This window comes from Nannocystis pusilla (genome assembly GCF_026626665.1).
Classification (GTDB): domain Bacteria; phylum Myxococcota_A; class Polyangia; order Nannocystales; family Nannocystaceae; genus Nannocystis; species Nannocystis pusilla.
Genome location: NZ_JAPNKE010000002.1, coordinates 1,591,880 through 1,605,143, shown reverse-complemented (window position 1 = coordinate 1,605,143; position 13,264 = coordinate 1,591,880). Strand labels below are relative to the sequence as shown.

5 protein-coding genes and 2 pseudogenes are annotated in these 13,264 nt (G+C 71.3%); all 7 read left to right on the top strand.

Translation table 11 applies throughout. The features are described 5' to 3' along the window. Nucleotides 1–69: 69 nt before the first annotated feature. The 7 genes and pseudogenes from OV079_RS07160 to OV079_RS07125 all read left to right on the top strand — a co-directional run bounded on the left by OV079_RS07160 (nt 70) and on the right by OV079_RS07125 (nt 13,264). Nucleotides 70–1,734: a DUF4215 domain-containing protein gene (locus OV079_RS07160; protein ID WP_267767007.1), complete on the top strand. Its 1,665-nt coding sequence runs from the start codon at nt 70–72 to the stop codon at nt 1,732–1,734. A 1,005-nt stretch (nt 1,735–2,739) separates the two neighbouring features. Further along, nucleotides 2,740–4,136, top strand: a pseudogene (locus tag OV079_RS07155) (family 2B encapsulin nanocompartment shell protein). A gap of 80 nt (nt 4,137–4,216) precedes the next feature. After that, a complete protein-coding gene (locus OV079_RS07150) occupies nt 4,217–5,620 on the top strand; it encodes a family 2B encapsulin nanocompartment shell protein (RefSeq protein WP_267767006.1) in 1,404 nt (467 codons plus the stop codon). A 68-nt stretch (nt 5,621–5,688) separates the two neighbouring features. After that, complete coding sequence (locus OV079_RS07145) at nt 5,689–6,555, top strand: geranyl diphosphate 2-C-methyltransferase (RefSeq protein ID WP_267767005.1); 867 nt, start codon at nt 5,689–5,691, stop codon at nt 6,553–6,555. 91 nt (nt 6,556–6,646) lie between these two features. After that, the gene (locus tag OV079_RS07140; RefSeq protein WP_267767003.1) at nt 6,647–7,795 is read left to right on the top strand and encodes a family 2 encapsulin nanocompartment cargo protein terpene cyclase; all 1,149 of its coding nucleotides are present in this window, start codon (nt 6,647–6,649) and stop codon (nt 7,793–7,795) included. A 153-nt stretch (nt 7,796–7,948) separates the two neighbouring features. After that, nucleotides 7,949–12,421, top strand: a pseudogene (locus tag OV079_RS60590) (Lhr family helicase). Between the two features lie 3 nt (nt 12,422–12,424). After that, complete coding sequence (locus OV079_RS07125) at nt 12,425–13,264, top strand: Fpg/Nei family DNA glycosylase (protein ID WP_267766999.1); 840 nt, start codon at nt 12,425–12,427, stop codon at nt 13,262–13,264.

Sequence of the window (13,264 nt, the reverse complement as noted above, 5' to 3'; positions counted from 1 at the left end):
GTCGGGGCCGCCGGCCTCTGCGATCCCCGACGCTCGCCCGCCGGCGATCCGCTCGCGTACCATGCCGCCATGAAACTGTGTGTATGGGCGAGCAGGGGTGCATTCGCGGCGGCGATCGCCGCGGCGGGTTGTGGCGACAGCGGCGTCGCGGCCAGCGAGACGGACGCGACCGGCACGACGACGCAGGCGACGAGCAGCGGTGACAGCACGAGCGAACCGGCGCCGACGACCGGCGCGCCGACCACGAGCGGCACCTCGACGGTCGGCACCGACAGCGCGACCGCGGCGACCGACGACACCACCACCACCACCACCACGACCACGACCGACGGCGACACCACCACCACCACCGACGGCGACACCACCACCACCGCTACCGACGCCACCAGCACCGGCCCCGCCCCCTTCTGCGGCGACGGCGAGGTCGACGACGGCGAGGCCTGCGACGACGGCCCGGGCAACGCCGACGACGGCAACTGCACCCTCGCCTGCGCCGAGGCCGTGTGCGGCGACGGCCTCGTCCACGCCGGAGTCGAGGCCTGCGACGACGCCAACGACGTCGACGACGACGCTTGCAGCAACACCTGCGCCCTCGCCACCTGCGGCGACGGAGCGGTCGAGAACGGCGAGGCCTGCGACGACGCCAACGCCGACGACACCGACGCCTGCCTCTCCACCTGTCTCGCGGCCACCTGCGGCGACGGCCACGTCCAGGCCGGCGTCGAACCGTGCGACGACGGCAACCCCGACGACGGCGACGCTTGCCTCTCCACCTGCCAGGTCGCCAGCTGCGGCGACGGCCACGTCCAGGACGGCGTCGAGCAGTGCGACGACGGCAACGCCGACGACAGCGATGCCTGCCTCGCCACCTGCCAATCCGCCATTTGCGGCGACGGCGAGGTGCAGGCCGGCGTCGAGGAATGCGACGACGCCGACGCCGACGACAGTGACGCCTGCCTCGCCGATTGCAAGGCGGCCACCTGCGGCGACGGCGTCGTCCACACAGGCGTCGAGCAGTGCGACGACGGCAACGACATCGACGGCGACGGCTGCACCAGCGCCTGCACCGTCCCCACGACCTGCGAGGACTTGCAAGCGGCCGTGCCGATGCTCCCGAGCGGCGTCTACGTCATCGATCCCGACGGCGTCGGCGGTCAGGCCGGCTACCCCGTCTTCTGCGACATGGTCACCGCCGGCGGCGGCTGGACCCTGCTCGAGCGCAGCCCGCTCGGCGCCCAGACCATCGGCAAGGCGCTCTACAACGACCTCCCCGTCAACGCCGCCGACCCCGCCAACGCCCGCCATCGCCTGTCCAAGACGCAGATGACCGCCCTGCGCGACCTCTCGACCGACATGCGCATCGACTGCCGCGGCGAGGATTACCTGCTGACCGCTGCCGGCAACCTGTTCAATGGTCAAGGCGGACCGAACAGCTGCTTCAATTGGTCGCAGGTGCTCTACAAGGAGGCGCGCCTCAAGGGCAACTTCGTGCAGAACAAGACCATCTGCACCTGGCACGTCGGCACCTCCGAGGGCTGCGCCGGCGCCTGGCACATCGACGAGGTCGCCCAGAACCAGTACGGCTGCGGCCTCGTCAACTACCCGTGGAAGGGCGCCGCGGTCGTCAGCCCCTCCGCCGACACCTTCGCCACCGACCCCAACACCCTCGACGCGGTAGGCCCCGTCCACGACTGTCACAAGCCCGGCGCCGCCCGCTGGCTGATGGTCCGCTGATCGCCGGTCTTCCCGCCGAACGCCGTATCGTGCGGCGTTCGGCCGCTCCGCGCAAACGGCCTCGCGCCGCGCCCCATCGCAGCGATGACGCATTCCTCGCCGGCCGCGATCCGCCCATTGCCAATGGGGCATCGCGGTCGAGCTCGGCGGTCCTTGCCCGATTGCAATGATAGCCTGTCGACCTCGCCCTCCGGGTCCCTGCGCCCGCACTCGCCGCGCCGCAGCGGCCCTCGACCGCGCGCCGGCCCGCGGGCCCATCGGCGGGGCGCCCGTCGCGTCGGCCTCGCAAATGCGCACCCGGCCCTCCGGCCGACTCGCGGCGCCGCGCCCGGCTCGCCCGCGCCCGCGTCTCGTCGGACCTGGCCGCGACCTCATCAAGGAGATCGCGACCGCCGCGGGAACAGCGTACTGACCGCGCCTACGCGCCCTGGCGCGGCACCGCGCGTCGATACGAAAGGGCGGACCCGCGCCGTCGCATGCCACGCGCAGGGCATCGCCGCGCGACGACAATAGCCATTGCCTGCCCGCGGGCCGCGGGCGGGTCTGCGCGGCGCGGGAATCGGCATAGACCGCCGTCACGCCTTCGAACTCTCCCGCGGCGCCGCCGACCATGTGCATTTCGCCGGCGCCGCGAATCAGTCGCCGATCGGAATCGCCACTTTCCGCCGCTCGTCGGGCCCTCCGCGCACTCCGGGTTACATCGCAGCACCGGGCCGCGAATAGAACACGCATCATTTCCCGCATGGCAGTGCGGGACTCGCTCGAATCGCGCGACCCGGCGCAGCGCGGTTTTCCTGGCCCTGCACGCGCTGGGTCGCGCATTCCACAGCCACCAATGCATCGTTTAATTAATCTTCGTTCCCCGAAATTGTCTTGACGCCTCGCGATCACGGAGCGTAACCTCCGCCCGCGAGCTCGAACCGCGAAGGGCCGATTTTCGCCGACACGGCCCTCCGTCGAGCAGAGTCGGAAACGGCAGCAGAGCTGCCCGTGAAAAGGATAGTCATGTCGATCGCAGGAAAGCCGGGAAATGATCAGCAGACCAGCCTCTCGACGGCTGCAGCGCGCCAGCTCGCCACCACGACGAAGTCCCCGCCGCAGATGCAGGGAATCTCGTCCCGCTGGCTGCTCAAATTGTTGCCCTGGTGCACGTCAACGGCGTCTTCCGCCTCAATCGTCGCCTGAGCTACGCCGTCGGCGACGGCCGCGTCACCTTCTACAACACCGGCGCCAAGATCCAGGTCGTGCCGCTGGAGCTGACCGAGCTGCCGCTGTTCCGCGGCTACGAGGACCTCGAGGTGCTCAATGTGCTCGCCGGCCGCTTCGTGCAGAAGGAGTTCAAGGCGGGCGACATCCTGACCCAGAAGGGCAACGAGGCCAACGAGATGGTCCTCATCGCCCACGGCAAGGTCAACAAGATCGGCACCGGCAAGTACGGCGACGAGAGCGTCCTCGAGACCCTGGCCGACGGTGACCATTACTCGTACCAGGCGATCCTCGAGTCGCAGGACTACTGGGACTTCACCGCCAAGGCGGTGACCGCCGGCACCGTCCTGACGCTGTCGCAGGCGTCCTTCGAGGAGCTGGTCGCCCAGCACCCGTCGCTGCGCAAGCACGTCGACGAGTTCAAGGCGCGCTCGCAGAAGAAGCAGGACAACAGCGGCCAGGCCGCGATCGAGGTCGCCTCCGGCCACACGGGCGAGCCCGTGCTGCCCGGCACCTTCGTCGACTACGAGACCTCGCCGCGGGAGTTCGAGCTCAGCGTCGCCCAGACCGTCCTGCAGGTCCACACCCGCGTGGCCGACCTGTTCAACGACCCGATGAACCAGACGCAGGAGCAGCTGCGCCTGACCGTCGAGGCGCTGAAGGAGCGCCAGGAGCACGAGCTCATCAACAACCACGAGTTCGGCCTGCTTCACAACGCCGACCTCAAGCAGCGGATCCACACCCGCAGCGGCCCGCCGACGCCGGACGACATGGACAACCTGCTGGCGCTGGTGTGGAAGGAGCCGGCCTTCTTCCTCGCCCACCCGCGGACCATCGCGGCGTTCGGCCACGAGTGCAACCGCGCGGGCATCTACCCGACGCCGATCGACCTGGGCGGCCATCACGTGCCGTCGTGGCGCGGCGTCCCGATCTTCCCCTGCAACAAGATCCCGATCTCCGACACGCGCACCACCTCGATCCTGCTGATGCGCGTCGGCGCGAAGAACCAGGGCGTCATCGGCCTGCACCACAAGGGCATCCCGGACGAGATCGAGCCGAGCCTGTCGGTGCGCTTCATGGGCATCAACGAGAAGGCGGTCATCTCGTACCTGGTCAGCCTCTACTACTCTGCCGCCGTCCAGATCCCGGACGCGCTCGGCATCCTCGAGAGCGTCGAGATCGGCCGCGCCGACTGACGTCTCGTCGCACCCATCGGCGCTCCGGTCCTCGCGGCCCGGGGCGCCTCCGTCCGTGATGCCAGCCTGGAGACGATGACATGTCGATTTTCGAGAAGTCCGGCCGTGATGGCGACGGGCAGCAGCCGATGAGCCTCGGGACCCGGGCCGCGCGGCAGCTGGCGACCACCACCAAGACGCCGCCGCAGAACCAGGGGCGCACGCCTCGCTGGCTGCTCCGCTCGCTGCCCTGGGTCGACGTCACCGGTGGCACGTTCCGCGTCAATCGCCGCATGAACGTCGCGGTCGGGGACGGCCGGATCGAATCTACCAACATCGGCGCCAAGGCTCAGGTGATCCCGGCCGAGCTCGGCGAGCTGCCGCTCCTGCGCGGATTTGCCGACGACGAGGTGCTCTCGCACCTGGCCAGCCGGTTCGTGCAGAGCGAGTTCAAGCCGGGCCAGCTCATCGCCGAGCGCGGCAAGCCGGCCGACCACGTGTACCTGCTGGTCCACGGCAAGGCCGACAAGCTGGGCCAGGGCCCCTACGGCGAGGAGGCCAGGCTCGAGGTGCTCGCCGACGGCGCGCACTTCGGCGATCAGGCCCTCGTGCAGGACGACGACGCCTGGGACTACAGCGTCAAGGCGATCACCCCGTGCATCGTCCTCGCCCTGCCGCAGGCCGTGTTCGAGGAGCTGATCGGCCGCTCGGCCGCGCTGCGCGCCCACGTCGAGCGCTACAAGGAGCTGCTGAAGACCCCGCAGGACAAGCACGGCCAGGCCGCCATCCGCTTGACCGCGGGCCACCACGGCGAGGTCACCTTGCCGGGCACCTTCGTCGATTACGAGGCCTCGCCGCGCGAGTACGAATTGAGCCTCGCGCAGACCATCCTGCAGCTGCATTCACGGGTGTCGGACCTGTTCAACGATCCGATGGACCAGCTCGAGGAGCAGCTGCGCCTGACCATCGACGCCCTGCGCGAGCGGCAGGAGCACGAGCTCGTCAACAACCGCGACTTCGGCCTCCTCCACAACGCCGACTACAAGCAGCGGATCAGCACCCGCAGCGGCCCGCCGACGCCCGACGACATGGACGAGCTGCTGTGCCGGCGCCGCAAGACCCGGTTCTTCCTGGCCCACCCGCGGACCATCGCCGCCTTCCGCCGCGAGTGCACCCGCCGCCGGCTCGATCCGCCGAACGTCGAATACGAGGGGTCCATCGTCGCGGGCTGGCGCGGCGTGCCGATCCTGCCGTGCGACAAGATTCCGATCTCCGACACCCAGACCAGCTCGATCCTCGCCATGCGCGTCGGCCAGGAGGCCCAGGGCGTCATCGGCCTGTATCGCAGCGGCCTCCCGGACGAGCGCGAGCCCGGCCTGTCCGTCCGCAGGATGGGCACCAACGAGCGGGCCGTCGCCTCGTACCTCGTCAGCACGTACTACTCCGCAGCGGTCCTGATCCCGGACGCGCTCGGGATCCTGGAAAACATCGAGATCGGGCGCTGAGCGCCCCGCCGAGGCAGGCGCCACCTTGGGGCGCCTCGTCACAGTGCAACGAAAGAGAACAGACGATCATGAACACGCCCACCACGGCCAATAGCGTCCTGCGCAGCGAGTACCAGAAGTCGGTCGCCAACTACTGGAACACCAACCAGAACGACCCCGTCAATCTGCTGCTCGGGCACGTCGACGGCTACTACCACCACCACTACGGGATCGGCGCCGTCAATTGGTCGGTGCTGGAGCAGCCCGAGGCCGCGCGCGACGACGCGATCATCCGCGAGCTGCACCGCCTCGAGCACGCGCAGGCGGAGCACCTGCTGAAGAAGCTCGGGCCGATCAAGCCCGAGAGCCGCCTGCTCGACGCCGGCTCCGGCCGCGGCGGCACCAGCCTCATGGCCCACGAGCGCTTCAAGTGCCAGGTCGACGGCGTGTCGATCTCGGAGTACCAGGTCGGCTTCGCCAACGAGCAGGCCGCCAAGCGCGGGTACGGCGACAAGCTGAAGTACCACTTCCGCAACATGCTCGACACCGGCTTCGAGACCGGCTCGATCGACGCCATCTGGACCAACGAGACCACGATGTACGTCGACCTGTTCAAGCTGTACGGCGAGTTCTCGCGGCTGCTGAAGGACGGCGGGCGCTACGTCTGCATCACCGGCTGCTACAACGACATCACCGGCGGCCGCTCGCGCGCCGTCAGCGAGATCGACGCCAAGTACATCTGCAACATCCACCCGCGCAGCGAGTACTTCAAGGCGATGGCGGCCAACAACCTCGTGCCGATCGAGGTCACCGACCTGACCCCCGACACGATCCCGTACTGGGAGCTGCGGACCCGCTGCTCGGTCGCCACCGGCGTCGAGGATCCGTTCCTGCGGGCCTACAAGGAGGGCAGCTTCCACTACCTCCTCATCGTCGCGGACCGCATCGTCCGCTGAGCATGACGGCACCGGCGGGGGGTATGATCATACCTCCCGCCCTGCGCAATTTTCCGCCGGTTCTCGGCGGCCGCTGCAACAGAGGCGAGCGATGACTGAGGCCAAGCGCAAGACGGACCCGAACGATGTATCCGCCCTCCTCGCCGGACCGACCGGCCTGGGGACGCACGCCGCTCGCCTCGCGCAGCTGCTCAATCGGGCCCGCGCCGGCGACCTCGACCCGCCGCAGCCGGCGATCGATCCCGCCTACGCCTGGCGGTCGTGGGGCGACGGCAGCGGGTCGCCGCTGTACTGCCCGATCACCGAGCGCATCAACGAGCCGCTGGCCGACGAGGTCGACGATCGGCTCGCCGCCTGGGCGGGCGAGTGCGGCTTCGACGACGACGAGATCGTCAAGATCCGCAAGACCCGGTTCGGCCGGCTGGTGATGCTCACCCACGCCGATTGCGACGACCCCGATCGGCTGCTCATCGGCGCCAAGATGAACGCCGCGTGGTGGGCCGCCGACGACTACTACGCCGACGACAGCGCGCTCGGGGCGGTCCCGGAGCAGCTGCCGCCGCGCCTCGTCCTGGCGATGGCGGCCATGGATCCGCTGCCGCGCGCCGGCGAGTTCAGCGCCCCGCTCGAGCAGGCGATCGACGCCGAGCGCGTGCTCGTCGCCCTGCGCTCGGGCCTCGAGCACATGGGCCGCTACGCCACGCACGAGCAGGTCCAGCGCACCTGCTACGCGACCTTCGCCATGTTCGTGTCGTGGAGCGCCTACGCGGCGTGGCGGCACACCGGCGAGTACCCGCCCGCGTGGAAGTACCTGGCCGCGCGCCAGCACGACAGCTTTTACACCTCGATGACGCTGTGCGACGTCATCGGCGGCTATCGCCTGCCCGCCGAGCTCTTCTACGACGCGCGGATCCGCCGCGCCGCGTTCCTGGCCGGCACCGCGGTCGTCCTCGTCAACGACCTCTATTCGGTGGCCAAGGACCTCGAGGACGCGAAGCCGCCGTGCAACATGGTCCTGCAGGTCAAGGCCGATCGCGGCTGCTCGATCGACGAGGCGACCGAGGTCACCGTCCAGCTGCACAACGACCTCGTCCGCGACTTCGAAGCCAGCCACCGCGAGCTGCAGGCCGCCCCCAGCGTCGAGCTGCAGCGGTTCCTGCGCGCCCTGCGGGCGTGGATGGGCGGCGCGTTCGAGTGGCACGACAGCAACCCGCGCTACAAGACCGGCCGCAAGACTTAAGGTCGTCGCGCGTGCGTTGAATCGCCGCGCCGCGCGAGTGAGGAACACGGCGCCCCGCCCGCGGCTTCGCGCCGCGCCGTCGCTCGTGACATTCACGGCTGGGCTCGCTGGTGGCGCTGCTTGCATGTGCAGCCATCTCGGCCATCTTCAGACGTGACCGGCGATCCGCTCGCATTCCTCCACCCGGCCGCCCGCGCGTGGTTCGAGGCCTGCTTCGACGCGCCGACCTCGGCGCAGGTAGCAGGCTGGCCGGCGATCGAGGCCGGCGAATCGACGCTGCTGCTGGCGCCCACCGGCTCGGGCAAGACGCTGGCGGCGTTCCTCGGCGCCATCAACCGCGTCATGTTCGCGCCGGTGCCGCCGCCGGCGGAGCGCTGCCGCGTGGTCTACGTCTCGCCGATCAAGGCCCTCGGGGTCGACGTCGAGCAGAACCTGCGCTCGCCGCTGGCCGGCATCGCCGCCACCGCGGACCGGCTCGGCATGACCGTCCACACCCCGACCGTGGCGATCCGCAGCGGCGACACCCCGCAAAAGGCGCGCGCGCACATGCAGCGCCACCCGCCCGACATTCTCATCACCACGCCCGAATCGCTGTACATGCTGCTCACCAGCGAATCGCGGGCGATGCTGCGATTCGTCGACACCGTGATCGTCGACGAGATCCACAGCCTCGTCGCCAGCAAGCGCGGCAGCCACCTCGCGCTCTCGCTCGAGCGCCTCGAGTGGCTCCGCGCCGGCGCGCGCCCGCTGCAGCGGATCGGCCTGTCCGCGACCCAGCGCCCGCTCACCGAAGTGGCGCGCTTCCTCGGCGGTTCGGTCGTCGAAGGCGACGCGGTCGCGGCGCGGCCGGTGACGATCGTCGACGCCGGCCAGGTCAAGCAGCTCGACCTGCGCATCGAGCTGCCCGTCGAGGAGCCCGGCGCGAGCATCGAGGACGTCCCGCCGGCCGCGAACGAAGGGCCCACCGCGATCTCGGGGCTCCCGCGCTCCAACCTCACCGCCCTGCACCCGCGCCTCGTCGAGCTGATCCGCGCCCACCGCTCGACCATGCTGTTCGTCAACAGCCGCCGCCTCGCCGAGCGGCTCGCAGCGGCGCTCAACGAGGCCGCCGGCGAGCCGCTGGCGCTCGCGCATCACGGCTCGATGGCCAAGGACGTGCGCGCCGGCGTCGAGGAGCAGCTCAAGCGCGGCACCTTGCCGGCGATCGTCGCCACCTCCTCGCTCGAGCTCGGCATCGACATGGGCGCGGTCGACCTCGTGATCCAGCTGGCCTCGCCGCCGTCGATCGCCGCCGGCATGCAGCGCGTCGGCCGGGCCAATCACCACGTCGGCGGGCGCTCGCGCGGCGTCATCATCCCCAAGTTCCGCGGCGACCTGCTGCCGTGCGCCGCCGCGGCGCGGGCCATGCTCGCCGGCGAGGTCGAGTCGTCGCGTTACCCTCGCAACCCGCTCGACATCCTCGCCCAGCAGGTCGTCGCCGCGGTGGCGATGGACGACTGGGCCGCCGAGGCGCTGTACGACAAGCTGCGCGCCGCCGCCCCGTACGCCGAGCTGCCGCGCGACGCCTTCGAGGGCGTGCTCGACATGCTCAGCGGCCGCTACCCGAGCGAGGACTTCGCCGACCTGCGCCCGCGCGTCAACTACGACCGCGTCACCGGCCAGCTGTCGGCGCGTCACGGCGCGCGGCGGGTGGCGATCGGCAACGCCGGCAGCATCCCCGACCGCGGCCTGTTCGGCGTCTTCCTCGCCGGCAGCGGCGAGGGCGGCCGCCGCGTCGGCGAGCTCGACGAGGAGATGGTGTTCGAGTCGCGGATCGGCGACGTGTTCGTGCTCGGCGCCTCGTCGTGGCGCATCGAAGAGATCACCCACGACCGCGTGCTCGTCTCGCCGGCCCCGGGCGAGCCCGGCAAGCTGCCGTTCTGGCGCGGCGACGGCCCCGGGCGCCCGCTCGAGTTCGGCCAGGCGATCGGCGCCCTGATCCGCGAGCTCGGAGCGCTGTCCGACGCCGACGCCGAGGCCCGCCTCGTCCAGCAGCACTGCCTCGATCCGGCCGCGGCCCGCAGCCTCCTGCAGTACGTGCGCGAGGAGCAGGAGGCGGCCAAGACCTTGCCCACCGATCGCACCATCGTCGTCGAGCGCTTCCGCGACGAGATCGGCGACTGGCGCGTCTGCATCCTCTCGCCGTTCGGCGCCGCCGTGCACGCCCCGTGGGCCATGGCGGTGCGCAGCGCCCTGCTCGAGCGCTACGCCGCCGAGCTCGACGTCGTCTGGTCCGACGACGGCATCGTGTTCCGCCTGCCCGAGGCCGAGCGCGCGCCCGACCCCACGCAATTCTTCCCGCGCGCCGACGAGCTCGAGGATCGCGTGGTCGCGCGCCTCGCCGAGACCTCGCTGTTCGCCACCCGCTTTCGCGAGAACGCCGGGCGGGCGCTGCTGCTGGTCAAGCGAAGGCCCGGCCAGCGCACCCCGCTGTGGGCGATGCGGCGCAAGTCGGCCGACCTGCTGGCCGCCGCCTCGCGCTTCCGCGACTTCCCGGTCGTGCTCGAGACCTACCGCGAGTGCCTGAAGGACGTCTTCGACCTGCCCGGCTGCGTCGACCTGCTGCGCCGCGTCGAGCAGCGCGCGATCAAGGTCGTCGACGTCGAGACGCGCAGCCCGAGCCCGTTCGCCGCCGCCCTGCTGTTCTCCTACGTCGGCAACTTCATGTACGAGGGCGACGCTCCGCTGGCCGAGCGGCGCGCCCAGGCCCTGACGATCGACCACGCGCGCCTCAAGGCGCTGCTCGGCGAGGCCGCCCTGCGCGACCTGCTCGACGCCGACGCGATCGCCGAGCTCGAGGCGACCCTGCAGCGGCGCGCGCAAGCTGAACCATCCCGACGAGATCCACGACCTCCTGCTCGCGCTCGGCGATCAGGATCGCGACGACCTCGTCGCCCGCGCCGGCGTCGCCGAGGACGACATCGATCGCTGGCTGGCCGAGCTCACGCACACCCGCCGGATCGTCAAGGTCAAGCTCGGCGGTCGCTGGCGCTACATCGCCGCCGAGGACGCCGGCCGTTACCGCGACGCCCTCGGCGTCGTCTCGCCGCCGGGCCTCCCGGCGGTGTTCCTCGAGTCGGTGGAAGATCCGCTGGCCGACCTCGTCGCCCGTCACGCGCGCACCCACGGCCCGTTCCGCGCCGAGTGGTTGGCCCAGCGCTTCGCCGTCGGCACCGCGCTCGTCATCGGCGCCCTGCGTCGGCTCGCCGCCCGCGGCAAGGTCGTCGAGGGTGAGTTCATCCCCCGCGGCGCCGGCCTCGAATGGTGCGACGACGAGGTGCTGCGCCGGCTCAAGCGCATGTCGCTGGCGCGCCTGCGCGAGGAGGTCGAGCCGGTCGAGCAGGCGGTGCTCGGCCGCTTCTCGCTCGCGTGGCAGGGCATCGGCGGCGAGCGCGAGGGCCCCGAGGCGGTGCTGCAGGCGATCGAGCAATTGCACGAGTCGCGATCCCCGCCTCCGTGCTCGAGGGCGAGGTCTTGCCGGCGCGGGTCGCCAACTATCGCGCCACCGATCTCGACGTCCTGTGCGGCGCCGGCGACGTCGTCTGGCGCGGCGTCCGGCCGCTCGGCCAGGCCGACGGCTACGTCGCGCTCTACCTCGCCGACGACGCCGCCTGGCTCGCGCCCGATCCCACCCCGGCCGCCGGCGAGCTCGCCGCGCGCGTGCGCGAGGCCTTACAAGCCCGCGGCGCCTCCTTCTTCGCCGAGCTCGTCACCCAGGTGCGCGCTTCGGTCGACGAGCTGCTCGAGGCCCTGTGGGACCTCGTGTGGGCCGGCGAGGTCACCAACGACACCCTCACCTGTCTGCGCAGTCGGCTCGCCGGCGGCGATCGAGGCCCGCGTCCGCAGCTGCGCTTCGGCGTCGACGGCCGCGGCCGGCGCAGCGGCCCCCCGGGCAGCGAGGGTCGCTGGTCGCTCGTCACTCCGCGCCCCGTCGACGAGACCGAGCGCCGGGCCGCGCGCGCCCGCCAGCTGCTCGCGCGCCACGGCGTCCTCACCCGCGAGGCCGTCGCCGCCGAGGATCACGAGGGCGGCTTCGCGGCCGTCTATCCTGTCCTCAAGGCCATGGAGGAGGCCGGCCGGGTGCGCCGCGGCTACTTCGTCGCCGGCCTCGGCGCGACCCAGTTCGCCCTGCCCGGCGCCGAGGATCGCCTGCGCGACGTCCGGGACATCGACGAGGACGCGCCCTTCACGGTCCTGCTCGCCGCCACCGATCCCGCCAACCCGTACGGCGCCGCGCTGCCGTGGCCGGATGTCCCCGAGGCCAGGTTCGAACGGGCCGCCGGCGCGCGCGTGGTCCTGCGCGACGGCCGGCTGATCGGCTTCCTGAGCCGCGGCGCCCGCTCCCTCGTCACCCACCTCCCCGACGCCGAGCCCGAGCGCGGGCGCGCCACCGCGGCCCTCGCCGAGGCCCTCGCGCTGCTGCCCGAGGTCACCGGCCAGCGCTACGTCCTGCTCGAGCAGATCGACAATCAACCGGCCCCCGCCTGGCCGCAGGTCGCGGCTTTGACCGCCGCCGGCTTCCGCCCCACCCACGACGGCCTGATCCTGCGCCGCGACGAGCCGCGCCTGGGCGCGAGGAGGCGCTGAGCCATGCCCGAGGGCGACACCCTCCACAAAGTCGCCGCCCGCCTGCAGGTGATGGTCGGCCAGGCCGTCACCCGGTTCGAATCGGTGATCCCCGAGCTCGCCCTCGTCGGTCGCACGATCACCGCCGTCGAGGCCCGCGGCAAGAACCTCCTGATCTGGTTCGACGGCACCCACGCGCTCTACACCCATTTGCGCATGGAGGGCAGCTGGCACCTGTATCAGCCGAACAGCCCGTGGCGCAAACCCGCCACCGCCGCCCGCGCGGTGATCGCCACCGAATCGTGGCTCGCGGTCTGCTTCTACGCCCCCACCGTCGAGTGGCTCAGCGCCTGGGAGATCGAGCATCACCCGGTCCTCTCCGCCCTAGGCCCCGACCTGCTCGGCTCCGACGAATCGGACCAGCCCATCGCCGAGGCCCTGAAGCGCCTGCGCGTCGACCCGCGGCGGCCGCTCGGCGAGGCCATCCTCGATCAGCGCCTCGTCGCCGGCCTCGGCAACGTCTACAAGAGCGAGCTGTTATTCATGGAGCGCCTCGACCCGTTCAAGCCGGTCGGCGACTACGACGATTCGACCCTCCTGCGATTGCTGGAGGCCGGCCGCAAGTGGCTGCGCCGCAACCTCGTCGGCGCCGGGCCGCGCAAGACCCGGTGGGATGTCGGCCGCGCCAACACCTGGGTCTACAACCGCTCCGGCGAGCTGTGCCCGCGCTGCAACACCCCGATCGCCATGCGCCGCCAGGGCACCCTCGGCCGCACCACCTATTATTGTCCGCGCTGCCAGCAAGTGGGAGCCGGCGCCGAGCCCCCGCGCGGCCGCGTCCTCGTGCGCGGCCCGGCCCGCTGA

What these genes read in the sequence shown, in the direction of transcription:
- OV079_RS07125 (WP_267766999.1), top strand. Translation starts at nt 12,425, where the DNA reads ATGCCCGAGGGCGACACCCTCCACAAAGTCGCCGCCCGCCTGCAGGTG.
- OV079_RS07160 (WP_267767007.1), top strand. Translation starts at nt 70, where the DNA reads ATGAAACTGTGTGTATGGGCGAGCAGGGGTGCATTCGCGGCGGCGATC.
- OV079_RS07140 (WP_267767003.1), top strand. Translation starts at nt 6,647, where the DNA reads ATGACTGAGGCCAAGCGCAAGACGGACCCGAACGATGTATCCGCCCTC.
- OV079_RS07145 (WP_267767005.1), top strand. Translation starts at nt 5,689, where the DNA reads ATGAACACGCCCACCACGGCCAATAGCGTCCTGCGCAGCGAGTACCAG.
- OV079_RS07150 (WP_267767006.1), top strand. Translation starts at nt 4,217, where the DNA reads ATGTCGATTTTCGAGAAGTCCGGCCGTGATGGCGACGGGCAGCAGCCG.